The sequence below is a fragment of the Streptomyces sp. NPDC002886 genome, from assembly GCF_042888445.1.
Lineage (GTDB): Bacteria > Actinomycetota > Actinomycetes > Streptomycetales > Streptomycetaceae > Streptomyces.
Map to the genome: position 1 here is coordinate 56,606 of NZ_JBIAPV010000008.1, position 24,100 is coordinate 80,705.

The 24,100-nt window shown below is 73.1% G+C and carries 13 protein-coding genes; 2 read left to right on the top strand and 11 right to left on the bottom strand.

Going from position 1 to position 24,100, the window contains the following annotated elements:
• Positions 1-37 precede the first annotated feature (37 nt).
• Entirely contained in the window at positions 38-586 is a 549-nt protein-coding gene (locus ACFYYB_RS30235) for a GNAT family N-acetyltransferase (protein ID WP_389439125.1), read from the top strand.
• Positions 587-654: 68 nt separating this feature from the next.
• Here ACFYYB_RS30235 and ACFYYB_RS30240 read toward each other — a convergent pair whose 3' ends face one another.
• The 6 genes from ACFYYB_RS30240 to ACFYYB_RS30265 form a co-directional block, all read right to left on the bottom strand.
• A complete protein-coding gene (locus ACFYYB_RS30240; protein WP_389439452.1) occupies positions 655-1,845 on the bottom strand; it encodes an acetylornithine transaminase in 1,191 nt (396 codons plus the stop codon).
• A gap of 17 nt (positions 1,846-1,862) precedes the next feature.
• Positions 1,863-2,846, bottom strand: a complete 984-nt coding sequence (argB, locus tag ACFYYB_RS30245; protein ID WP_389439127.1) for an acetylglutamate kinase — start codon at positions 2,844-2,846, stop codon at positions 1,863-1,865.
• Positions 2,847-2,857: 11 nt separating this feature from the next.
• Positions 2,858-4,009 (bottom strand): bifunctional glutamate N-acetyltransferase/amino-acid acetyltransferase ArgJ, encoded by a 1,152-nt coding sequence (gene argJ, locus ACFYYB_RS30250; protein WP_389439129.1) that lies wholly within the window; start codon positions 4,007-4,009, stop codon positions 2,858-2,860.
• Positions 4,006-5,043, bottom strand: coding sequence for an N-acetyl-gamma-glutamyl-phosphate reductase (gene argC / locus ACFYYB_RS30255; protein ID WP_389439131.1), 1,038 nt, complete (start codon positions 5,041-5,043; stop codon positions 4,006-4,008). The genes argJ and argC overlap by 4 nt, the downstream gene beginning before the upstream one ends.
• Positions 5,044-5,122: 79 nt before the next feature.
• On the bottom strand, positions 5,123-5,794 hold the full coding sequence (locus tag ACFYYB_RS30260; protein WP_389439133.1) for an isochorismatase family protein: 672 nt from the start codon (positions 5,792-5,794) through the stop codon (positions 5,123-5,125).
• A 145-nt stretch (positions 5,795-5,939) separates the two neighbouring features.
• Complete coding sequence (locus ACFYYB_RS30265) at positions 5,940-6,152, bottom strand: MbtH family protein (protein ID WP_389439135.1); 213 nt, start codon at positions 6,150-6,152, stop codon at positions 5,940-5,942.
• Between the two features lie 192 nt (positions 6,153-6,344).
• On the opposite strand from ACFYYB_RS30265, the gene ACFYYB_RS30270 reads away from it, so the two are divergent.
• Positions 6,345-7,460 carry an alpha/beta hydrolase-fold protein gene (locus ACFYYB_RS30270; protein WP_389439137.1) on the top strand — a complete coding sequence of 372 codons (1,116 nt, stop codon included), beginning with the start codon at positions 6,345-6,347 and terminating at the stop codon, positions 7,458-7,460.
• An 85-nt stretch (positions 7,461-7,545) separates the two neighbouring features.
• Here ACFYYB_RS30270 and ACFYYB_RS30275 read toward each other — a convergent pair whose 3' ends face one another.
• The 5 genes from ACFYYB_RS30275 to ACFYYB_RS30295 form a co-directional block, all read right to left on the bottom strand.
• Entirely contained in the window at positions 7,546-9,249 is a 1,704-nt protein-coding gene (locus ACFYYB_RS30275) for an ABC transporter ATP-binding protein (RefSeq protein ID WP_389439139.1), read from the bottom strand.
• Positions 9,236-20,206 (bottom strand): amino acid adenylation domain-containing protein, encoded by a 10,971-nt coding sequence (locus tag ACFYYB_RS30280; protein ID WP_389439141.1) that lies wholly within the window; start codon positions 20,204-20,206, stop codon positions 9,236-9,238. The genes ACFYYB_RS30275 and ACFYYB_RS30280 overlap by 14 nt, the downstream gene beginning before the upstream one ends.
• Before the next feature lie 68 nt (positions 20,207-20,274).
• Positions 20,275-22,062, bottom strand: a complete 1,788-nt coding sequence (locus ACFYYB_RS30285; protein ID WP_389439143.1) for an ABC transporter ATP-binding protein — start codon at positions 22,060-22,062, stop codon at positions 20,275-20,277.
• A gap of 2 nt (positions 22,063-22,064) precedes the next feature.
• Positions 22,065-23,126 carry an iron-siderophore ABC transporter substrate-binding protein gene (locus ACFYYB_RS30290; RefSeq protein ID WP_389439146.1) on the bottom strand — a complete coding sequence of 354 codons (1,062 nt, stop codon included), beginning with the start codon at positions 23,124-23,126 and terminating at the stop codon, positions 22,065-22,067.
• A gap of 97 nt (positions 23,127-23,223) precedes the next feature.
• On the bottom strand, positions 23,224-24,093 hold the full coding sequence (locus tag ACFYYB_RS30295) for an ABC transporter ATP-binding protein (RefSeq protein ID WP_389439148.1): 870 nt from the start codon (positions 24,091-24,093) through the stop codon (positions 23,224-23,226).
• Between the last annotated feature and the right edge of the window lie 7 nt (positions 24,094-24,100).

Consider the following 24,100-nt stretch of genomic DNA (forward strand, 5'->3'; position numbering starts at 1 on the left):
CCGTACCCGCACACGGCGGAACCGAGGAAGGAACACCTTGACCACGGCCACGCTGCCCCCTGCCGCCGCGCACGCCACTTCGACGCCCCGCGCCCACACCCACGCACACGCACCCGCCCCCCGGTGGCACGAGGTCCCCGAGTTCACGGTGCGCCCGGCCCGCCGGGACGACGGTCCGGCGCTCGCCGCCCTCTCCCGTCCGTTCGCCCGGGCCGGGGCGCTGCGCGAACGCCCGCTCTCGCTCTACCTCTCCCGCACGAGCGACTTCCTCGTCGCGCAGGCGCCCGACGGAACCCTCGAGGGCTGCCTCGGCCTGCGCGAACACTCCGCCGCCGACGGCGTGCTGTACAACTTCTGCGTCGCGGCCCACCGGCAGGGCACGGGGATGGGCGCCCGCCTGCTGCAGGCGGCGCTCGCCAGGGCCCGCACGCGCTCCCTGGCCACGCTGTTCACGGCCACGACCGGCAGCGGCCGCCTCTTCCTCGGCCACGGGTTCCGCCCGGCCTCCCCGAGCCTGGCGCCGGCCGACTGGGCTCAGTCCCTGGACCCCGCCCGGGGAGCACGGGTCCTGGCCCGCGCCCTGTAGACGGCCTCGTACGGCGAAGGGGCGGGTCCCTGGTGGAACCCGCCCCTTCGCCGTACCTCCGGCCGGGCCTACGCGGCTTCGAGGATCGCGGGCAGCGCCGCCAGCAGGGCGTCGGCCCGCTCCTGCGGCAGTGTCAGTGCCGGAGCCAGCCGTACGACGTCCGCACCCGCCGCGTTCACGAGGAACCCGGCGTCCTGCGCGGCCCGCTGGACCCGCCCGGCGACCGGCTCGGCGAGGGCGATGCCCAGGAGCAGTCCGGCGCCCCGCACTTCACGGACCAGGGGGTGGTGCAGGGCCTCGACGCCGAGCCGCAGCCGCTCCCCCACCCGCGCGGCATGGGCCAGCAGCCCTTCCTTCCCGATGGTCTCCAGGACCGCGAGCCCGGCCGCGCACGCGACCGGGTTGCCGCCGAAGGTGGAGCCGTGCTGACCGGGGGTCAGCAGTCCGGCGGCGGCGCCGAAGGCGACCGTGGCGCCGATCGGCAGGCCGCCGCCCAGCCCCTTGGCCAGGGTGATCACGTCGGGCTCGGCTCCCGGCTCCGCCTGGTGCGCGAACCAGTGGCCGGTGCGGCCGATCCCGGTCTGCACCTCGTCGAGGACGAGCAGGGTTCCGGTGGCGCGGGTGATCTCGCGGGCCGCCCGCAGGTAGCCCGGCGGCGCCGGGACCACTCCGGCCTCGCCCTGCAGGGGTTCGAGCACGACCGCGGCCGTCTGCTCCGTGACCGCTGCGCGGAGCGCCTCCGTGTCCCCGTAGGGCACGTGCGTGACCTCCCCGGGCAGGGGCAGGAAGGGGGCTTGCTTGGGCGGCTGGCCGGTGAGGGCCAGGGCCCCCATGGTGCGCCCGTGGAACCCGCCCTCCGTGGCCACGAGGTGCGGGCGGCCGGTCCGGCGGGCGATCTTGAAGGCGGCCTCGACCGCCTCCGCGCCCGAGTTGGCGAAGAACACCCGGCCCGGCCTGTCCAGCAGGGCCAGGAGCCGTTCCGCCAGCGCGACGGCCGGCTCCGAGACGAACAGGTTCGACACGTGGCCGAGCCGGGCGACCTGCTCCTGGACGGCCGCGACCAGGGCCGGGTGGGCGTGGCCGAGGGCGTTGACGGCGATCCCGCCGGTGAAGTCCGTGTACGCGCGGCCGTCCTCGTCCCAGACCGTGCTGCCCTCGCCCCTGACCAGGGCCAGGGCGGGGGTGCCGTAGGTGTCCATCATCACCGCGCGCCAGCGGTCGGTGAGCGGGGCCGTCGTCGTGCGGTCGGCGAGCGGCATCGTCGTACGGTCGGCGGTCACGCGCCGTCCCCCTCGCCGCCCGGGCCCTGCGGGCCGGGCTCGTCGTCCGGCACCACCGTGGTGCCGGGTCCGTCCTCGGTGAGGACTCCGCGCAGCAGCGCGTGCGGCGTCCGGCCGTCGATGACCTGCGCCCGGGCGACGCCGGCCCGTACGGCGCGCAGGCAGCCCTCCATCTTGGGGAGCATGCCGCTGGCGAGCTCCGGGAGCAGGGCGTCCAGTTCGCCGGCCGTGAGGCGCTCGATCACCTCGGTGCTGTGCGGCCAGTCCGCGTACAGTCCCTCGACGTCGGTCATCACCACGAGCCGGTCGGCCCCGAGGGCGACGGCCAGGGCCGAGGCCGCGAGGTCGGCGTTGACGTTGTAGACCTGGCCGTCCTCGCCTCGCGCGACGGGCGAGACGACGGGGATGCGGCCCTGGTCGAGCAGTGCGGCGATCGCACTGCCGTCCACGTCGACGATGTCGCCGACCTGGCCGATGTCGACCGGCCGGCCGTCCACCCAGGCCGGGCGCCGTACCGCGGTCATCGTGTGGGCGTCCTCGCCCGACAGGCCCACGGCGAACGGCCCGTGGGCGTTGATGGCCCCGACCAGTTCGCGCTGGACCTGACCGGTGAGCACCATGCGCACGACGTCCATCGTCTCCGGCGTGGTCACCCGCAGCCCGGCCTCGAAGCGGACCTCCAGGCCGAGCCGGTCGAGCAGTGCGCTGATCTGCGGCCCGCCGCCGTGGACGACGACGGGTCGCAGGCCCGCGTGCCACAGTTCCACGACGTCCTGGGCGAACGTCCGCTGCGTGGACGGGTCCACCATGGCGTTGCCGCCGAACTTGACGACGACCGTGCGGCCTTGGAGCTGCTCCAGCCAGGGCAGGTCCCGGGGGGCCGGCACGGTGGCCGGCGTCCGCGCCTGCGCCTGTGCCCGCGCCTGCGGATCCACCTGCGGATCCGCCTGCGTCCGCGCCCGCGTCGTCTCCATCGTCATCTCGGCCCCGTTCACGAGCTGTAGGCGCTGTTCTCGTGCACGTACTCGGCCGTCAGGTCGTTGGTCCAGATCGCGGCCGAGGAGTCGCCGGAGCGCAGGTCCACGGTGATGGCGATGCGGCGGCCGGACAGGTCGACCTTGTCCCGCGACTCTCCCCCGGCGCCGTCCCGGCACACCCAGACGCCGTTGATCGCCACGTCCAGCCGGTCCGGGTCGAAGACGGCCGAGGTCGTGCCGATCGCCGACAGCACCCGGCCCCAGTTCGGGTCCTCGCCGTGCAGCGCGCACTTGAGGAGGTTGTTGCGGGCCACCGAGCGGCCCACCTCCACGGCGTCCGCCTCGGAGGCCGCGCCGACCACGGACACCTCGATCTCCTTGGAGGCGCCCTCGGCGTCCGCCACCAACTGGAGCGCCAGGTCCCGGCACACGGCGTGGACGGCCGCGGTGAGTTCCGCCCGCTCGGGCGTGATGCCCGAGCTGCCCGAGGCGAGCAGCAGCACGGTGTCGTTGGTGGACATGCAGCCGTCCGAGTCCACCCGGTCGAAGGTGGTGTTCACCGCCTCGCGCAGCGCCGCGTCGAGTACGTCGGCGCTCGCTTCGGCGTCGGTGGTCAGGACCACCAGCATGGTGGCGAGGCCCGGGGCGAGCATCCCGGCGCCCTTCGCCATGCCCCCCACCGTCCAGCCGGGGCCGGTTGCCACCGCCGTCTTGTGGACGGAGTCCGTCGTCTTGATCGCGACGGCCGCCTCCTCGCCGCCCTCGGACGACAGCCGGTCCGCGGCGGCGGCGATGCCGGCCGTCACCCGGTCCATCGGCAGCCGGACACCGATGAGGCCGGTGGAGCACACCGCGACCTCGTCGGCGGCGGTGTCCACGGCCAGCGCGGTGTGCTCCGCCGTCGCCCGGGTGTCTTCCGCGCCTCCGGGGCCCGTACAGGCGTTCGCGCCACCGGAGTTGAGGACGACGGCGGAGATCCGGCCGTCGGCGAGTACGCGGCGGGACCAGCGTACGGGCGCGGCCTGTACGCGGTTCGAGGTGAAGACACCGGCGGCGGCGCGCGACGGCCCCCGGTTCACCACCAGGGCCAGGTCCGGGTCACCGGACTCCTTGATGCCGGCGCGCACGGCGCCGGCAAGGAATCCGCGGGCGGCGGTCACACTCACGGAGCCACTCCATTCATGGGCAGGCCCAGCCGTTCCGGCAGGCCGAGGGCTATGTTCATGCTCTGCACCGCGCCACCGGCGGTGCCCTTCGTCAGGTTGTCGATGGCGCTCACGCAGATCAGCCTGCGGGCGTCGGGGTCCACGGCGATCTGCACCTGGGCGGTGTTCGAGCCGAGGACGGCCGCGGTGGTGGGCCACCGGCCGGGCGGCAGCAGCCGTACGAACGGCTGGTCGGCGTACGCGGCTTCGAACACGGCGCGCACCTCCTCCTCCGCGAGCGTCTCGGCCGCCGGGCTCAGACGGGCCGAGCAGGTGGCGAGGATGCCGCGGGGCATGGGCGCCAGGGTGGGCGTGAAGGAGACGGTCACGGGCGCGCCGGCCGCGCGGGACAGGTTCTGGGCGATCTCCGGGGTGTGCCGGTGGCCGCCGCCGACTCCGTACGGGCTCATGGAGCCCATGACTTCGGAGCCGAGGAGCTGCGTCTTGAGCGCGCGTCCGGCGCCGGAGGTTCCGCTGGCGGCGACGATGACGGCCTCGGGCTCGACCAGGTGCGCCGCGTAGGCGGGGAACAGGGCCAGGGTGACGGCCGTGGGGTAGCAGCCGGGAACGGCGACCCGGGTGGCACCTTTCAACTCCGTGCGCGCGCCGGGCAGTTCCGGCAGTCCGTACGGCCAGGTGCCGGCGTGGGCGGTGCCGTAGAACCGCTCCCAGGCGGCCGGGTCCCGCAGCCGGAAGTCGGCCCCGCAGTCCACCACCAGCGTCCCGGGCTCCAACTCGGCTGCCAGAGCGGCGGATTGGCCGTGGGGCAGCGCGAGGAACACCACGTCGTGCCCGCGCAGGGACGCGGCGGAGGTGTCCAGAAGGATCCGGTCGGCGAACTCCGGGAGCTGGGGCTGTACGGACCCCAGCGGACGCCCCGCGCTGCTGTGCGCGGTCAACGCACCGATCTCCACGCCGGGGTGCGAGCTCAGCAGGCGGAGCAGCTCCCCGCCGGCGTAGCCGCTGGCACCGGCCACCGCGACCCGTACGGTCATGTTCTTCCGCTCTCTCTCGGTTCGTTGGGCGCGCGGCCGGTGCGGGCCGGACCCGCGGTCGGGCGCCGAAGGGGTGGACTCAGGCATCCTTGCGCACGTCCGGGGACCCTCCGGCGAGCAGCAGCTCGCGGAGCAGGGTCCCGGTCGTGCACACCACCGCGCTGCGGGCGGCCCAGCGCAGGGCCATCGCGTGTTCCTCGGCGGAGAAGTCGGCGATGGCGTCGGCGACCACGAAGGGCTGGATGTCGTTCATGAAGGCGTCCGCGGCCGTCAGGAGGACGCCGAGGTGGGCGTGGATCCCGCAGACGATGAGCTGGTCGCGCCCCTCCGAACGCAGCAGTCTCCCCAGGTGGCTGTGGAGGAAGGCGTTGTGGCGGACGTTGGCCAGCACGCGCTCGCCGGGGCGCGGGGTGAGCGGCGGGACGATCGCGGCGGCGTCGGTCCCGTCGTCGCCGATGCCCGGCCCCCAGACGTCCGCGGCGAGGCCGCGCCGGCCGGGCGACTGGGCGGCGGGCTCGGCGGTGAACACGACCGGTATCCCGAGTGCCGTGGCGAGGGCGCGCAGAGCCGAGATGTTCTCCACGAGTTCCACGACCGGGGACCGGTCCGTCGGGAGTTCCCCCACGAAGTGGTTCTGCATGTCGTGGACCAGTAGCGCGGCGCGGCCCGGGTCGATGGCCCAAGACGCGCTGGACGGGGGCAGGTCGGCCCGGTCGGGCATGGCGTAGGAGCCGATGGCCGGCAGACCCATGACGATCCCCTCCCCCTGATGCCGTGCGCGCGGTCCCATGCAACGCAACGTGGTTAGCTTAGCCTAACCTAACCACTTGGTCCCCCTAGGGACACACGGCGGCCCCGGACGGGCCGCGAGCGCGGCGCGTCCGGGGCCGTCCCGGTCAGGCTTCGACGGCCGCCGCGAGGGACTTGGGGCGGAGGTCGGTCCAGCTCGACTCGATGAACTCCAGGCACGCGTCGCGGGTGGTCTCGGCGAGGGCGACCGTCCATCCACCGGGGGCGTCGGCGAAAGACGGCCAGAGGGAGTGCTGACCCTCGTCGTTCACCAGAACCAGGAAACGGCCGTCGGCGTCGTCGAACGGGTTGGTGCTCATACTGGGGTTCCTCCAGGAGCCCGATGGGACGGCGGGTGGCGCCGGTGTGCGGCGCGCGTCGCGCCCGGTCCGGCCGCGGGCGCCGTGCCCGTGGGGAAGGTCGATCAGGAATGAAGAGAGCCGTTCACTTAGGTTAGGCTCCCCTAATTATAGAGCTTAACGTTTCCCCTTCCCCCTCACAAGGAGGCACCGGTGCCTGCACTCGAACGGATCCTGGCCGAGGACGGCTCGGAGAGCCCCTTCGCCGCGTTCGGCCTGCCCAACGCGCCCGGCACCGATGAGTTCTGGGCGGCCGCGGCTCCCGTGTCCGCGCCTTCCGGTGACGGCGGTTGGGTCACCCTGTTCCTGTGGCGCGGCAGCCCGACGGTCATCGATTTCGAAAGCTGGTCGGATCCGGTGGCGCTGCTCCGCTGGCGCGACACGGACTGCTGGTACGCCGAAGTGCGCATGCCCGCGCGGCTCCGGGTGACCTACCGGTTCCTCGCCGATGACGGATCGTCGTACCCCGATCCCCTCAACCCCCTGCGGGCCGGCGGCGAACGCTCCATCGTGGCCACCCCGGACGCTCCGCCCCAGCCCTACTGGCCCACCGTGGGCGCCGACGACGTACTGCCCCTGCCGCGCACCCGGATCCGCTGGGCGAGCGAACGGCTCGGCGGGAAGCGCACCGTACGGGTCCACCCCGTGGGCGGCGGCGGCCCGGTGGTGCTGCTGCTCGACGGGGACGACTGGCTGTACCTCCACCCGGCCATGACGGCCTTCGACGCCGCCTTCGAAGCCGGCGACATGCCCCCGGCCACCCTGGTGTTCCTGCCCGTCAAGGACCGGCAGGCGGAGTTCGGTTGCCGGCCCGAGCTGTGGGAGGCCGTACGGGACGAACTGCTGCCGCTGGTCGCGGACAGCGGGGTGCCCGCGGATCTCGGCCGGCTGGTGGTCGCCGGGCAGAGCCTGGGCGGTCTGAGCGCGCTGTACGCGGCGACGGAGTTCCCGGAGCTGGTGTCCCGGGTCGCCTGCCAGTCGGGGTCCTTCTGGTGGACCCCGGAGGCCTCCGGCCTCCCGGACCCGCTGGGCGGTCCGCGCGGCGGCGCCATCGCGGCCCGGCTGCGCGAGCGCCCCGCCCCGTCCGGACTGCGGATCGCCTTCGACCTGGGCGAGCACGAGACGCGCATGCGCCCCCACTGCGAGCTGGTGGAGGCGCTGACGGAACAGGCCGGTGCGACCGTACGGGTCTCCCGGTCCGCGTCGGGGCACGACCGCGCGGGCTGGCGGCAGGCCCTGCTCAGGGACGTGGCCTGGGCGCTGGCCTGACGGCCCCGACCACACGACAAGGGGGCCTGGCCGCCCGGCGGATCGCCGGGCGGCCAGGCCCCCTTCCGTTCACCGGCTCACGAGCTCAGCGCGTGACCGCCGCACAGTACGCCGGGTCACTGGCCAGCAAGTGCCGGTGCGTGCCCTCGGCCGTGACCACCCCGTCGTCCAGGACCAGGACCCGGTCGGCCGCGTCCAGCAGGGCCGGGCTGCTGGTGATGACCACGGTGGTGCGGCCCCGCCGCAGCTCCGCGATCCTGCGCGCGACGAGCTGCTCGGTGACCGCGTCCACGGCCGTGGTCGGATCGCGCAGCACCAGCACGTCGGAGTCCGCCGCCAGCGCCCGGGCCAGCGAGAGCCGCTGGCGCTGCCCGCCGGAGAGGTTCGAACCGCGGTCGCGGACCTCGTGGTCGAGTCCCTCCCGGTGCAGGGCGACGACATCGGTCAGCATGGACGCCTCGACGGCCTCGCTCACCGTGCGGCTGGTGCCCGACGGGTCGATGTTCGTACGGAGGGTTCCCGCGAAGATCTCCCCGTCGTACGGGTTCACCAGCATGAGCTCGCGGACCGCCTCGACCGACAGCTCCGCGAGGTCCTGCCCGCCGATCCGCACCGTGCCGCCGTACGCGGCCGGAGGCACGTTCACGGCCAGGATCGAGGCGAGTTCGGCCGCCGCCCGCGGCTGGTAGACCGCGATCGCGGTGAACTGGCCCGCCGGGACGTGGAACTTCAGGCCCTGGAGGGACTCGTAGCGGACGCAGTCGATCTCCAGGTCCCCACCGGGTGCCGGGCGGGCCGTCCCCGTGGCCGCCACCGGCGGGGCGGTCAGCACCAGGGCCATCCGCTCCGCCGAAGCGCGGGCCATCATCACGTACTTGGGCATGTCCGAGAACAGCCGCAGCGGCTCCATGATGAACTGCGCCAGGCCGACGGCCATGACGAGCTCGCCGATGCTGATCTGCCCGTCGAAGGCCAGCCAGCCGGCGGTCAGGGTGACCGCGGCGGCGAGGGTCGAGTTCAGGGCCAGCGCGGTGCCCGTGTAGGCGCCGTTCACCTTGGCGACCGTGATCGCCTGCTCCTTGGCCTCCGTGCTGACCTTCCGGTAGGACCGGAAGGCCGCGTGGTTGCCGCCGAAGCCGTGCAGCGGTCGCAGGCCGGTGATCAGGTCGGCGACCTTGGCACCCGCCCGCGCCACCCGGGCCTGCTGCTCCTGGGTGCTGCTGCCGATCCGCTTCGACATCACGCTGAGGGTCGACAGGATCGCGACCGTGCCGATCATGACCAGCAAGCCGAGCCGCAGGTCCGCCAGGCCCAGCGCGACCGCCGCGACCAGCACGGCGACCGAGGAGCTGATCAGCATCGGTACGACCTCGACGATGTCTGCGGTCTGGTCGGCGTCCTCGGTGGCGATGGTGAGCACCTCGCCGGACTTGAGGTCCACATCCCGGGCCACCGGCTGGAGGCCGCAGGACGCGACCCGCACCCTCCAGTGGTGGGCCTCGGTCGTGTTGGCCTTCTGCAGGATGCGCATCCCGAACCGCCACGACAGCGACACGGTCGTGATGATCACGGCCAGCACGGCGATCGAGAGGACCAGCGCCCCCGGGCTCCGCTCGCGCATCGTGTGGTCGACGATCATGCCGAGCGCGATCGGGAAGGCCGTCTCGCCGGCCTGGTACAGGCCCATGAGGACGGTGCCCCAGACCATGGCGCCACCGTTGCGGCGTACGGCGGCCTTGAGGATGTCGGATCCCGCGCGGCGGGATCCGTGGACGTCAGGAGTTGTCATCGATGTGCCCGGCAATCGCTTCGGGGGTTCGCAGGGTGAGCAGGTCGCGGATGGTGATGGTCGGGCCGAATTCACGGCGCAGGAGTCCGACCAGGCGTACGGCCAGCATGGAGTGTCCGCCGAGCGATACGAAATCGCTCACGGCGCTCACCTCGTCCTCGTCCAGGTCCAGGGCCTCGGCGAAGAACTCGCAGACCAGGGACTCGGTCTCGGTCTCCGGGCCGCGCTCGACCGAAGTGGTCAGCGCGCCCAGCGGCTTGGGCTCCGGCAGGGCCTTGGTGTCGGCCTTCCCGTTCACCGTGAGCGGGATGGCGTCGACCCGGGCGTAGTGCGTCGGGCGCAGGTAGTCGGGCAGCCCGGCGCCCACCTCGGCGGCGACCGCCGCCAGGTCGGAGCCGTCCGCCAGCACGAGGTACGCGGCCAGCCGGTACGCGCCGTCGACCTGCGGGTCGGGCTGGGCGACCGCGGCGGTGAACCGTACCGCCGGGTGCGCGGCGAACGCGGCCTCCACCTCCCCCAGCTCGACGCGGTGGCCGCGGATCTTGACCTGCTGGTCGGTGCGGCCGAGGTACGTCAGGTTCCCGTCCGGCCGGCGGATCACCAGGTCGCCGGTGCGGTACATGCGCTCGCCGGGGGCGCCGAACGGGGAGGCGACGAACCGGTGCGCGGTCTGGGCCGGCTGGCCGAGGTAGCCGCGGGCGATGCCGATGCCGGAGACGTAGAGCTCACCGGGAACCCCGTCGGGCAGCGGCCGCAGCCACGGGTCCAGGACGAACACCTCGGTGTTGTCGATGGCGACGCCCACCACCGGGTCCTGGCACTCGAAGGTGCCGACGCCCAGGGTGTTGATGGTGTATTCCGTGGGTCCGTACAGGTTGTACCCGACGGTGCCCTCGGTCTCGGCGAGCCGCTGCCACAGGGTCGGGGTGACCGCCTCGCCGCCCAGGAGCACCAGCGCGGGGCGCCGGTCCGGGTTGTCGAGCAGGCCTTCGGCCGCGAGCTGCTGCGCGTAGGTCGGGGTCACGTTGACGACGTCGATCCCGTGCTCGCGGCAGTAGTCGACCAGTGCGGGTGCGTCGCGGCGCAGCTCCTCGTCGCAGATGTGCACCTCGTGGCCGTCGGCGAGCCAGAGCAGCTCCTCCCACGACATGTCGAAGGCGAAGGACACCGTGTGCGCGATGCGGAAGATCCGGTTGCCGTGCTCCGCCAGCACCGGTGCGAAGATGCGCCGCTGGTGGTTGATCAGCATGTTGGTGAGTCCGGCGTACTCGGTCACGACGCCCTTGGGCTTGCCCGTGGAGCCGGAGGTGTAGATCGTGTAGGCGGGGTGGCGCAGCCGGTCCGGGTCGTCCGGTGCGAAGGTCACGAGCGGCTCGGCCTCCGGAAGGGGCCGGTCCAGCTCGATCAGGTCGCCGGACCCGACCGGGCCGCCGGTCAGCCGGGGCGAGACGGCGCTGACGGTGAGGATCACCTCGGGCCGGGCGTCCGCGACGATCGTGGCGATCCGCTCGTCCGGGTGGTCCAGCTCCAGCGGTACGTACGCGGCTCCGGTGCGCAGTACGGCGAACAGCGCGACGATCCAGTCCAGCGTGCGCGGGATCGCCAGGCCCACCGTCTTCTCCGGGCCGATGCCGCGTCCGGCGAGCACGCCCGCCAGCAGGCGGCTGCGGCTCTGGAGTTCGGCGAAGGTCATGCTGCGGCCCTGTGCGACGAGCGCGACCCGCTCGGGTGCGCGGTCCGCCGCCAGGTCGAAGCGGTCGACCACCGTGTCGGTGCCGATGTCCGTACGGTCGGCCGGCGCGGGCACCGGCCCGAGGCCGGGCAGTGCGCCCACCGGGCCGGTGGAGCGGGCCAGGTCCTGGAGCAGGCCGACGTAGTCGTCGAGGAGGCGGCGGGCGCTCGCGGAGTCGCCGTGGCGGTGCTCCAGCTTGACCGTGAGCCGGTCGCCGGGGGTGACGACCCAGGTGAACGGGTAGTGGGTGGAGTCGTCCGACTTCACCTCGGTGATGCCGTGGCGGGCGTTCATCTCCGCGAGCCCGTCCAGGTCCAGGAAGTTCTGGAGCACGAACAGGTTGTCGAAGAGCGTGTCGTGGCCGCTGGCCCGCTGGATCTCGCCGAGCCCGAGGTGCTCGTGCTCCATCGCGTCGACCCGGGCCGCCTGTACGGACGCCAGGTACTGGCCGACCGTATCCCCGGGCCTGGCCCGGGTCCACATCGGCACGGTGTTGAGCAGCACGCCGACGATGTCGGACAGGCCCTCGCCGTCGCGGCCGGACACGGTGACGCCGAACACCGCGTCGCCGCGGCCGGTGTGGGCGCCGAGGAGCAGGCCGAAGGCTCCGGTGAGGACCGAGTTGAGGGTGACGCCGTGCGCCTTGGCCGTCTCCCGCAGCAGCTGCGACTGTTCGGCGGTCAGGGTGTGCAGGAGTGCGGGCGGCAGGTCGTCCGAGAGGGCCGGAGCCGGTCCGGCGAGCAGCGTCGGGCCGGTGAGCCCGGTCAGGTGCTCGGCCCAGAACCGCTCCGAGAGCGCCGGGTCCCTGCCGGCGAGCGAGCGGGCGTGGTCCTCGAAGGCCGGTACGGCCGGGGTGGTGTCCGGCTGTTCGCCGGCCACCAAGGCCCGGTAGGCCTCGAACAGGTCGCGCAGCACGATCGCCCGGGACCAGCCGTCCCACAGCAGCAGGTGGTAGCTGAGGAGCAGGCCGTCGCGGCCGTCGGGCAGCCGGATCACGGTCAGCCGGACCAGCGGCGGCTCGGCCGGGTCGAAGCCGGTGTTGCGGTCCCGGACGCGCAGGGCCTCGACTTCCTCGTCGGTCGACAGCTCGACGGTGTGGACGCCGACCCGGCGGCCCGCCGTGAGGACCTGGACCGGGTCGCCGTCGTCGTCGGTGGTGAAGCCGGCGCCGACGACGGGGTGGCGGGCCATGACCACGGCCATGGCCTCGGTCAGGGCGTCGGTGTCGAGGCGGTGGTCGAGGGCGAAGTAGCTCTGCGCGACGTAGTGGCCGGCCGTGCCGGCCAGCTGGGCCTGGAAGAACAGGCCCCGCTGGAGGGCGGTGACCGGCGCCGTGCGCTCGGCCGTCACGGAGGCTTCCGCCAGGGTTTCCAGGGCGCGCAGCCAGTGCGCGGTGATCTCGTCGGGGATCTCCTCGGCGAGGGTGAAGTGCGCGTGCAGGCTGCCGGTGGCCGCGTCGGTCCAGGCGTTGACCTCCACGGCGTACGGGCTGCCCTGGTCGCCGCCGGTGATCTGCGGGATCTGGGACTCGCCGCCCCGGCCGAGGTAGTTGAAGAGCACCTGCGGGCGGGCGGTGAGCAGCGGGGCCGTCTGCGGGTTGAGGTAGCGCAGCCGGCCGTAGGCGAGGTGCCCGGACTCGTCCGGCTGGCGCGCCGCGAGCTCGCGGGCCGCCGCGACCGGGTCGGTGTGCGCGGTGAGCCGGACCGGAGCGATGGCGGTGAACCAGCCGACCGTACGGGTGTAGTCGTGGTGCTCCTCCACGGCCACCCGGCCGTGCCGCTCCAGCTCGATCGCCAGGTCGGTGGGCACGGGCTGGATCCGCGTCAGTGCGGTGCGCAGGGCGCCGCACAGCAGCTCGGTGAGGGCGACGCCGAGCGCGGCGGGGGCGGTGCGCGTCACCCGGTCGCCGGCCTCGGGGCCGAGGACGACGGTGGTGTCGCGCAGTGCCCCGAACGCGGGCAGCAGCGGGGGCGCCTCGAGGGTGTCCACCCAGTGGCCGAGGTCGTCGGCGCCGGCGGCGGACCGCAGGGTCAGCGCGTCGGCGTACTCGGCGTAGGAGGTGGTCGCCGGCGCGAGGGGCTCCCCGCGCAGGGCGGCGGTCAGGTCGTCCAGCAGGATCAGCCAGGAGACCGCGTCGACCGCGAGGTGGTGGACGGTGACCACCAGGGTGCCGGTGGCCGCGAGCCAGGTGAAGGCGGTGACCTCCCCGGTCTCCGGGTCGAGCCGTCCGGCGGCCTCGTTGGCGGCGGCCGTGGCGTCGGCGGTGTCCGCGCGGACCACGGTGGCCCCGCGGGCGGGTTCGGTGCGCAGGGTCCACACGCCGTGCTCGGTGCGCAGGCGCATCCGCAGGGCCGCGTGGGCGGCCAGTACGGCGTTCGCGGCGCGCTCGATGTCGGCGAACGCGGTGCCTTCGGGCACCTCCACGGTCCGGGCCTGGGCGAACCGGGCGAGGGAGCCGCCCAGTGCGCGCTGGCGCAGGATGATCGGCGTGGGCGCCAGCGGGCCGTCCTCGCGGCGCGCGGGGGCGGCGGCGGGGGCCTGGGTCTGCGGTGCCCGCGTGCCCAGGAGCCCGGCGAGCGCGCGCGGCGTCTTCAGGAGGAACACGTCGCGGGGTGCGATCGGCAGGCCGAGCGCCCTGGCCCGGTTGACCACGGTGATGGCGATGATGCTGTCGCCGCCCGCGCCGAAGAAGTCGGTGTCGGCGTCGGCGGCCGGGTGGGACAGGGTCTCGGCGAAGATGCCGACGAGCGAGTCGAGCGCGGAGCCGGTGACGGAACCGGTGACGGATCCGCTGACGGAACCGCCGTCCACCGGGCCGTCGTCCTGCGCGGCCCGCGCGATCAGGGCCTTGCGGTCCAGCTTGCCGTTGACGGTCAGCGGCAGGGCGTCCACCGGGAGGACCCGGCCGGGCACCATGTGCACGGGCAGCTTCTCCGCGAGGAGGACGGACAGGTCGCCGGGCACCCGGCCCACGACGTGCGCGACCAGGTGGTCGCCGCTGTCGGCCACGGTGACGGCCACGTCGACCACGCCGTCGAGGTCCCGCAGCGCGGACTCGACCTCGCCGAGCTCGATGCGGAAGCCCTTGAGCTGGACCTGGTCGTCGGCGCGGCCGGTGAACTCCAGCTCCCCGTCGAGGGTACGGACGGCCAGGTCGCCGGTGTGGTACATCCGGGAGCCGTCGTTCGCGAACGGGTTCGCCACGAACCGGCCCGCGGTCAGGCCCGGCCGCCCGAGGTAGCCGAGGGACACCTGGTCGCCGGCCACGTAGATCGCGCCGACCCGACCCGGCGGCACCGGCCGGAGCCGGTCGTCGAGCAGGTGGGTGACCAGGCCCGGGATGGGCCCGCCGATGGGGCTCGCCTCGTCGCCGAAGGCGAAGTCCTCGTCGGTCAGCACCCGGTGGGTCACGTGGACCGTGGTCTCGGTGATCCCGTACATGTTGACGAGCTCGGGCGAGGCGGCGCCGTGCCGCTCGACCCAGCCGCGCAGCCGCCCGAGGTCCAGCGCCTCGCCGCCGAAGATGACGCGGCGCAGCGCCGGAAGGGGCTCACCGCAATGCCGGTCGGCCTCGACGAACTGGTAGAAGGCCGAGGGCGTCTGGTTGAGCACGGTCACCCCGCGCTCGCGCACGAGCCGGTGGAAGTCGACCGGGGAGCGGGTCAGGCCGTAGTCGGGCACGAGCAGCTCGCCGCCGTGCGCCAGGGCTCCCCACAGCTCCCAGACGGCGAAGTCGAAGGAGTAGGAGTGGAACTGGACCCAGACGTCGTCGGGACCGAAGTCCATGTCGGGCCGGGTGTTGGCGAGCAGCGCCACCACGCTGGAGTGCGGGACGACGACGCCCTTGGGCCTGCCGGTCGACCCGGAGGTGTAGATCACGTAGGCCGGGTCGTGCCAGCTGACCTCGTCGGCGGCGGCCCCTTCGGTCCCGGCGGCCTCCTGCGGCAGTTCCTCACCCTGTACGAGGACGCGTGCGGGCACGCCCGCCCGCTCCAGCAGGGCCGTGAAGCGTGCGCGCTGGGCCGGGTCCACGAGGACGGCCTGCGGGGCGGCGTCGCCGAGGACGTACTCCAGTCGGTCGTCGGGGTAGGCCATGTCGAGCGGGACGTAGGCGCCGCCCGCGCTGACGATCGCGACCAGGGCGACGACCTGTTCGATGGTGCGCGGGACGGCCACGGCCACGCGCCGGCCCGGGCCGACCCCGGCGGCGCGCAGGGCCGCGGCCAGTTCGTCCTTCGCGGCGGCGAGTTCGCCGTAGGTCAGCGAACGGGTGGTGCCGTCGAGCGCGCACTGGGTGACGGCGGTGGCCGCGGGGTCCCGCCGCGCCGCGGCGTCGAAGAGGGCGCCGAGGGTGGTCGGGGTGATCCGCTCGGGGGTCCTGCCGTCCTGCGGTGCGAGGTCGCCGACCGGGGCGTCCGGCCGGGTGAGCAGGCCGGTGAGGGTGTGCGAGAACCGGCTCAGGATGTCCCGGGCGCTGCTCTCGCGGAGCAGTTCGCCGTCGTAGATCAGGTTGAAGCGCGGGCGCCCGTCGAGGGCCCGCTCCACGACCAGGGTCAGCGGGTAGTGCGGGGCCCCCTCGTTGACGAGGGCGGTGACGCGGAGGGTGTCGCCGGTGCGGCGCAGGGCGGCCACGTCGGTGGCCACGTCGAACACGACGAGGGTGTCGAAGAGGGAGCCGACGCCCGCCAGGCGTCCGATCCGTGCCAGCGAGACGTGCTGGTGCGGCAGGACGGCGCCCTGGTGCTCGCGGACCGAGGCGAGCAGGTCGCGCGCCGTGGTGGCGGCGGACCACCGCGCACGCAGCGGGACGGTGTTGATGAACAGGCCGACCATGTCCTCGATGCCGGGGACGTCGGCGTCGCGGCCGGACACCGTGGAGCCGAAGACCACGTCGGCGGAGTGCAGGATCCCGCCCAGGGTCACCGCCCAGGCGCTGTGCACGGCCACGCTCAGCGGTACGCCCGCGGAACGGACGGCGGCGTCGATGTCCGGTGAGGGCAGGACGGAGGTGTCGGCGAACCGGTCGGACGGGGTGTGCTGCGGGGCCACCAGCGAGGGGCCGGGCAGCCCTGCGAGCTCGGCGCCCCACACGCGGTCGCTCTCGTCGGCGTCGCGCTCCGCGAGCCAGCCGACGTAGTCGGGGAAGCCGCTCAGCGGGTAGGTGCTGCCCGGCGCGTGGTACTCGGCGAGGAGGGCGCGCAGCATCGGGGGGACCGACCAGCCGTCGGCGAGGATGTGGTGGACGGTCTGCACGAGGACGTCGCGGCCCGATTCGGGGTCGCGGACCAGCGTGAACCGCATCAGCGGGCCGGTGGCCAGGTCGAATCCGGCGCGGCGGTCCCGCTCGGCGAGGTCGTGGAGTTCCGCGTCGGTGATGCCGGGCCGCTCCACGGTGGTGAAGGGTGCCTCGGCGCCGCTCTCCAGGACGGAGACGACGCGGCCGTCGGCGAGGGCGGTGAACCGCGCGGCCAGGTTCGGGTACAGGGTGAGCAGCCGGGTGGCCGCGGCCGCGAGGCGGGCGGGGTCGAGCTCTCCCTCCAGCGTCAGCAGCTGCTGTTCGACGTAGCTGCCCGCGGAGTCTTCGTCGAAGACCGAGTGGAAGTACAGGCCTTCCTGGAGCGGGGTCAGCGGGAGGACGGCGCGCAGCGCGGGTCCGTCGAGGGCGTCGACGTCGGCCTGGGTCAGCCGTACCAGCGGGAAGTCGCTGGGCGAGTGGCCGCCCTCCTCCAGTGCGGCCAGGGCGGTGAGGGCCGCCTGGAAGTACCCGCCGATGGCCTCGATGTCCTCGGCGGTGAACATCCCGTCGGGCCAGGAGACGGTGGTGACGAGTTCGTACGCGCCGGTGGCGGAGGGTTCGGCGATCGCGTTGAACTCCAGGGCGCGCGGCAGGCGCATCCGCGGGTCGCGCTTCTCGCCGAGCTGACCGGTGGTGCCGGAGAGCTGCCAGTCCCCCGGGGCGCCGGCGTCGAAGCGGCCCAGGTAGTTGAAGAGGACCTGGGGTGCCGGGGCCGTGAAGGCGGCGTCGGCCAGGTAGCGCAGGGCGCCGTAGGAGACGCCGTTGCTCGGTACGCGGGCCAGGTCCTCCTTGACCGCCTTCAGCGCGGCGGCGAGGTAGCGGGGGTCGGTGAAGTCGCCGGTCGTGCCGGGGTCCACGGTGACCGGGAACAGCGTCGTGAACCACCCGACGGTCCGGGACAGTTCCGGCTCGACGCCGGCGGGGCCCGCCACGTGGCGGCCTTCGCGGCCGTGGCCCTCCAGCTCGACGTGCGCGAAGGTCTGCTCCTGACCGCGGCTCCGGCGCCAGCGGGCGAGGGTGACGGCGAGCGCGGTCAGCAGGACGTCGTTGACGCCCGCGTGGAACTTCGCGGGGATCTCGCCGAGCAGTGCGGCCGTGGCCTCGGAGCCGACGGTGAAGACCCGGGTCCGCTCCCGCTCGACCGTGTCCGTCGCGGACGGGGCGCGCCTGCCGAGCGGCGCGTCGGGGCCGGGCAGGGGGCGCTCGAAGTAGGCGCGGTCCGCGTCGAATGCGGCGCCGCCCAGGAGCTGGGTCCAGCGGCGGAACGAGGTGCCCACCGGGGGCAGTTCGATCCGCGCGCCCGCGGAGAACTGGCGCCATGCCGTGGCCAGGTCCTCCATCAGGATCCGCCAGGACACGCCGTCGACCACCACGTGGTGGGCGACGAGGACCAGTTGGCGGGCCTCGCGGCGCCAGACGGCCCGCAGCATCACGCCGTTGTCCGGGTCCAGTCCTTCGGTCGCGAGGGCGACGCACGCGTCGAGCGGCCCGTCGCTCTGCTGCCAGTCGGCCGCGGCCGCGCCGGCCTCGGGGATGTCGAAGCTCCAGCGGTCCCCGCGCACCAGCCGGGCGCGCAGCATGTCGTGCCGGGTGACGACGGAGTCGAGGAGGGGCCCGAGGGCGTCGGCGGTGAGGCCCGCCGGGGTGTTGAGTACGACCGCCTGGACGAAGCCGTCGATGGCGTCCGTGGTCCGGCCGAGCCACTGGACGATGGGCGATCCCGGTACGGGACCGGTCGCGACGTCGGCGTGGTCCACCCGGGCCGCGTCCTCGCGGCCGGCCACGGCCGCCAGGGCGCCCAGGACGCTGTTGGCGAAGATCTGGCCCGCGGTGACGTAGAGGCCCGCTTCGCGGAGCGCGCTCAGCAGCGAGATGGCGAGGATGCTGTCTCCGCCGAGCTGGAAGAAGTCCTGGTCGACGCCGACTTCCTCCAGCCGCAGCACCGAGGCGACGGCGGCGCACACGGCGCGCTCCTCGTCGGTGGAGGGCCGCAGATGCGTCCCCGTCACGACCTCGGGTTCGGGCAGGGCGCGGCGGTCGAGCTTGCCGTTCGCGGTGAGCGGGAACTCGGTCATCACGACGATGTGGGTGGGCACCATGTACTCGACCATGTGCTCGGTGGCCCAGGCCTTGACCTCGTCGGCCCGCAGCTCTTCGCTGCCGGCGGCCGGGATCACGTACCCGACGAGGTAGGTGCCGCCCGCGCTGTTCTTCTTCGCGATGACGCAGGTGTGGCGTACCGCGGGGTGCTCGGCGAGGCCGACCTCCACGTCCTCCAGTTCCAGGCGCATGCCGCGGATCTTGATCTGGTTGTCGGCGCGACCGAGGAAGTCCAGCGAGCCGTCGGGGGCGAACCGGGCCAGGTCGCCGGTGCGGTAGAGGCGGGAGCCGTCGGTGGCGAAGGGGTTCGCCACGAACCGGGAGGCGGTCAGTCCGGGCGCGTTCACGTAGCCGCGGCCCAGGAGGAAGCCGCCGACGTAGAGCTCGCCGCCGACGCCGACCGGGACGGGGCGCAGCTCGTCGTCGAGGACGTACAGCTGGGTGTTGGGGTTGGCCTTGCCGATCGAGGTCGACAAGCGTTCGGCCTCGCCGCGGTAGATGACGTGGGAGACGCCGATGGTCGTCTCGGCCGGGCCGTAGCCGTGGTACATGGGGATGTCGAGCCGGGTGCGGTACCGCTCGTACAGCTCGGGGGTGAGCACCTCGCCGCCGCACCACACGTGGCGCATGCTGTCGAGGCGGTCGGAGTCCCCGGCGATCTCCAGCAGGACGTCCAGCATGGAGGAGACGAGGTAGGTGAAGGTGACGCGGTGTTCGGCGATCACGCCGAGCAGGTGGTGAGGGTCGCGTTCGCCGCCGGGCCGCAGGACGACGAGGCGGCCGCCGCACACCAGCGGGAGGAAGATCTCGTTGATGGATATGTCGAAGGAGAGCGGCGCCTTGAACAGCGAGGCGTCGTCGTGGCCGAAGCCCAGGATCTCCTCGACCTGCCACAGCAGGCGCTCGCTGATCGCCTCGTGGCGGATCATCGCGCCCTTGGGGCGGCCGGTGGAACCGGACGTGAAGATCACGTAGGCCAGGGAGTTTCCGTGCGCGGTGATTCCGGTGCCCTGGCTGGACTGGTCGGCGTACCGCCAGTCGTCGAGGTCGACGGCGGCGGCGGCCGGTTCCGCGGGGTCGTGCTCGCCGGAGTCGTTGAGCTGCAGCACGACCCGGGCGTCGTCGATGACGACGGCGCGGCGCGCGGCGGGCCACTGCGGGTCGAGCGGGACGAACGCGCAGCCGGCCTGGAGGACGCCGAGCAGGCCGATCACCATGTCGGCGGAGCGGCCCAGCGAGATGCCCACGACCTGCTCGGAGCCGAGTCCGCGGCCGATCAGGTGGTGGGCCAGCTGCGCGGACAGCTCCGCCGCCTGGCGGTAGGTCAGCGAGCGGTGTTCGTCGACGATGGCGACCGCGTCCGGCCTCAGGCGCGCCTGTTCGCGGAACAGTTCCACGATGGTCGGCCGGACCCGGTCCGCCGCGTTGTCGTTCCATTCGGCCAGGGTGGTGAGCCGCTCCGCCACGGTGGACGGGCTGATGGTGCCGAGGGCCCGGTCGGGGAAGTCCGCCAGGTCGTCCAGCGCGAGCTGGGCGTCGGACTGCGGGACGCTCGCGGGGACCGCGATGGCCCAGCCGTCCGGGGCGGCCTCGCCGGTCTCCCAACCGCCGGGGGCGCCGCCGCCGTTGTCGACCCATCCGAGGACGTCCGCGAAGAGCGTGCCGGGGGTCAGGTCGATTCCGTCGGGGCTCTCGCCCGTCGCCCAGTACGACAGTCCGAGGGCGCAGGCCTCGGCGATGGTCCGGTCGGAGTATCCGCCGGTACGCCGGCGCACGTCTGCCAGGCGCGTAGGAGAGATCAGCACGAGACGAGCGCTCGGTTCCATCATTGAAGACTCAACACCCTTCCAAGGTAGCAAGGTCAGCCTAACCTAAATTAGGGTGACCTAACTAGCGCCTAACCAGCGTCTCTCCAGGCCCGCCAGAGTCGCGCGTAGCGGCCACCCAGAGCCACCAACTCCTCGTGCGTTCCCTGCTCCACGACGCGTCCCGCGTCCAGCACGGCGATCCGGTCGGCGGCCACCGCCTGGGTCAGCCGGTGTGCCACGAACAGCGTGGTCCGCCCGGCGCAGGCGGCCAGGACGGCCCGCTCCAGCTCGGCCGCGCCCTCACTGCCCGCCTCCGCGGTGGACTCGTCGAGCACCACCACGGGAGCCCGGCCCAACACCAGCCGGGCCAGGGCGACCTGGGCCACCTTCGTGCCGTCCAGCCGGGCACCGCCCTCACCGACCGCCGTGTCCAGCCCCTCGGGCAGCGCGTCGACCCACTCGGCCGCCCCTACGGTGCCCAGCGCGGCCAGCAGTTCGGCGTCGGTCGCCTCCGGCGCGGCCAGCCGCAGGTCGTCGGCGAGCGGCCCGGAGAACACGTGCGTCTCCTGGGTCAGGATGCTCACCAGCGCCCGCGCCGCCGCCTCGTCCAGATCGGCGAGGTCGGTCGAGCCGATCCGCACCGACCCGGCCTCCGGGGTCCCGATGCCGGCGATGAGCGCGGCCAGGGTCGTCTTGCCGGCCCCCGTCGCGCCGACCAGGGCCAGCGAGCCGCCCGCCGGGATCGTCAGGCTGACGTCGCTCAGCACCGGCTCCTCGGAGCCCGGGTAACGGAACGTCAGCCCCTTCACCGTCACCGGGTGCGACTCCCGGTCCGCGGGCGCGGCGGTCGAATCCCCGACCAGCCGGTCCTGCGTGGACTCCGCCAGCACCCCGACGAGCCGGGTCAGGCTCGCGCCCGACTTCTGGGCCTCGTCGAAGGTGAACATGATGGCGCCCAGCGGGGTGAACAGGCGGTGGAACACCAGCGGAGCCGCCGCCACTTCACCGAGGGTCGCCGAGCCGGTCTCCAGCAGGACGTAGCCCACCACGAGGATCAGCGTGAGTCCGATGAACTCCGCCCGGTTCTCCCGGCCGACGAAGCGGCCGAAGAAGTGGAACACCTCGATGCCGAGGTCCCGCACCCGCCGCGAATCGGCGGAGACCTTCTCGCGGAAGGCCTCCTCCAGGCGGTGCGCCCGGACCGTCTCGATGCCGTTCAGGCCGCTGATCAGGGCTTGCGCGCGCTCGGCCTGGGCCACCGCGCGTTTGCGGTAGAGCGGGGCCGAGCGGGGCAGGTACCAGCGCAGGGCCAGCGCGTAGGCCGGCAGCGCACAGGCGCCGGCCAGGCCGAGCCGCCAGTCGAGGCCGAACATGCCGATCGTGGCGATGGCCACCAGGATCCCCGCGGAGAACACCGTGGGGATGGCCGAGCGGATGCCCTTGGACAGGACGGCGACGTCGTCGCCGACCCGGGAGAGCACGTCCCCGCGCCCCACCTGCTCGACGCGGGCGCTGGGCATCCCCAGGACGGCCCGTACGGCGCCTTCGCGCAGGTCCGCGAGCAAGTCGGCGCCGAGCCTCCCGATCAGGTAGGCGGACAAGGCGGTGGCCGCCGCGCCGAGCAGCGCGGCGGCCACCATCCAGGCCCCGATCGTGATCAGGATCGAACGCGGTTCGCCCCCGGTCACTCCGTCGACCACCCGGCCGAGCAGCAGGACCGGGAGCATCTGGAGAGCCGCCCCGGCGACCGTGCTGAGTACGGCTCCGGACGTCAGCCAGGGCATCGTGCGGCAGTTCGCCGCGACCCATCGGGCTGCTTCACGTCCGGTCGTCGTACGCAGGGTTGCCGGGGCGACCCGAGTCTCCGTGGTGCTCACACCTAGCCGACCGACTTGACGAGCTCGTCGATGGCGAACGGCAGGGCCGGCAGGGTGGCCTGGGACACGGCCGCGCCGACGGCCGGACCCTCGCTGTCCAGCAGGTAGGACACCTTCTTGGCCTTGGTGACCTTCAGGTTGGCGAAGAGGTCGAACTTGTTCAGCGCCTCCGTGTCGGCCTTGTCGTTGATGACGAAGACGCGGTCGACGTCGATGAGGTCCATGCGCTCCGGGGACAGCGCGAAGGAGAACTTGCCGTCCGAGATCTTGTCGAGCTCGGTCTGGCCCTTGAAGCCCATGCCGGTCAGGAGCTGGCCGCGCACGTCGGTGGTGGTGAAGGGGTTGACCGCGTCCTTGTACCAGGACACCGCGACGGCCGTCTGGGTGGCGAACTCGGGGTGCGCCTTCTTGACCGTGGCGAGCTTGTCCTGGACGCCCTGGATCATCGCCTTGCCCTCGGTCTCCTTGCCGACCGCCTTGGCGATCTGGAGGGCGTTGTCCTGCCACGGAGCGCTGAAGGGCTCCTTCTCGGCCTTGGTGCGGCCGACCGTCGGGGCGATCTTCGACAGCTTGTCGTAGGCGGCCTGGTCGACCTCGGAGTAGACCGCGATGATCAGGTCGGGGCGCAGGGCCGCGATCTTCTCGAAGTTGGGGCCGGCGTCACCGTTGTTCATGATGACCTCGGGCTTGGTCTCGCCCCACTTGTCCTTCACCCAGGGCCACTGGGTGTTGATGTCGGGGCTCTGACCGGCCGGGTTCGGGTACTGGTCGACCATGCCGACCGGCTTGATGCCGAACGCGAGGACGTTCTGGTCGTCGGTGTAGCCGACGGTGACGACCCGCTGGGGGGCCTTCTTGACCTCGGTGGAGCCGAAGAAGTGCTCGACGGTGACCGGGAACGCGCCCTTGGCGGCCGGGGCGTTGGCGCTGTCGTCCTTCTTCTTGTCCTTGTCGGCGGAGTCGGAACCGCAGCCGGCAAGGAGGCCTACACCGAGGGCCGCGGCGGACACGGTCGCCGCCAGCTGCCGCCAGGGCTTCATACGTGTCGTTCGGTCGAGGAGCATGCGTGTTCCCTTGCTTTCGTGCTGTCCACTGCGGCCCCCACTTAGGGCAGGCAAACCGTACCCCGGGGAAGTGAGGTAAGCCTAGCCTAAGTAATAACTATCTGGTGTCGGCTGCCCGCACTCCGGCTTCCACGCTCCGGACGTGGGTGCGCCCGATCGGCACCACGAGCGGACGGTCGCCCACCGGATCGTCAATCACCATGGCACGCAGGCCGAATGCCTCCTGCAGCAGCTCGGCGGTCAGCACCTCGCGCGGATGCCCCTGCGCGAGGACCGAACCGGCCTTCATCACGATCAGGTTGTCGCTGTAGCGCGCGGCCAGGTTGAGGTCGTGCAGCACCATGACCACGGTGCATCCCGACTCGTGCAGGTCGTCGACCAGGTCGAGCACGTCGACGGCGTGCGCCAGGTCGAGATAGGTGGTGGGCTCGTCGAGCAGCAGCAGGTCAGTGCCCTGAGCGAGGGTCATGGATATCCAGACGCGTTGACGCTGACCTCCGGAGAGCGCGTCGACGGGGCGGTCGGCCAGGTCGGCCACCCCCGTCATGGCCAGCGCGCGCTCCACGACGGAGGCGTCGTCCGAGGACCACTGACGCAGCCAGCTCTGGTGCGGGTGCCGGCCCCTGGCGACCAGATCGGCCACGGTCAGGCCCTCCGGCGCGACCGGCGCCTGGGGCAGCAGGCCGAGCTTCTTCGCCACGTCCCTGGTCCGCAGCCGGGCGATGTCCTCGCCGTCCAGGACCACGGATCCGCTGGTCGGCTTGAGCAGCCGGGACAGGGTCCGCAACAGGGTGGACTTGCCACACCCGTTGGGGCCGATGATGGTGGTCACCACGCCCTCGGAGATCGACACGTCGAGCGAGTCGATGACGGTCCGGTCGCCGTACCCGACCGTGACACCCTTGGCCGCCAATCGCGGGACCCCCGCGGTCCCGGACTGGATCCCGGTGATGGACTCAGCGCCCACGACTCCC

Excerpts from the sequence above, each read along its gene's own strand:
- ACFYYB_RS30240 (WP_389439452.1), bottom strand. The coding sequence starts at position 1,845 with ATGCCGCTCGCCGACCGCACGACGACGGCCCCGCTCACCGACCGCTGG.
- argB (WP_389439127.1), bottom strand. The coding sequence starts at position 2,846 with ATGACGATGGAGACGACGCGGGCGCGGACGCAGGCGGATCCGCAGGTG.
- argC (WP_389439131.1), bottom strand. The coding sequence starts at position 5,043 with ATGACCGTACGGGTCGCGGTGGCCGGTGCCAGCGGCTACGCCGGCGGG.
- ACFYYB_RS30260 (WP_389439133.1), bottom strand. The coding sequence starts at position 5,794 with ATGGGTCTGCCGGCCATCGGCTCCTACGCCATGCCCGACCGGGCCGAC.
- ACFYYB_RS30265 (WP_389439135.1), bottom strand. The coding sequence starts at position 6,152 with ATGAGCACCAACCCGTTCGACGACGCCGACGGCCGTTTCCTGGTTCTG.
- ACFYYB_RS30275 (WP_389439139.1), bottom strand. The coding sequence starts at position 9,249 with ATGACAACTCCTGACGTCCACGGATCCCGCCGCGCGGGATCCGACATC.
- ACFYYB_RS30280 (WP_389439141.1), bottom strand. The coding sequence starts at position 20,206 with ATGATGGAACCGAGCGCTCGTCTCGTGCTGATCTCTCCTACGCGCCTG.
- ACFYYB_RS30290 (WP_389439146.1), bottom strand. The coding sequence starts at position 23,126 with ATGCTCCTCGACCGAACGACACGTATGAAGCCCTGGCGGCAGCTGGCG.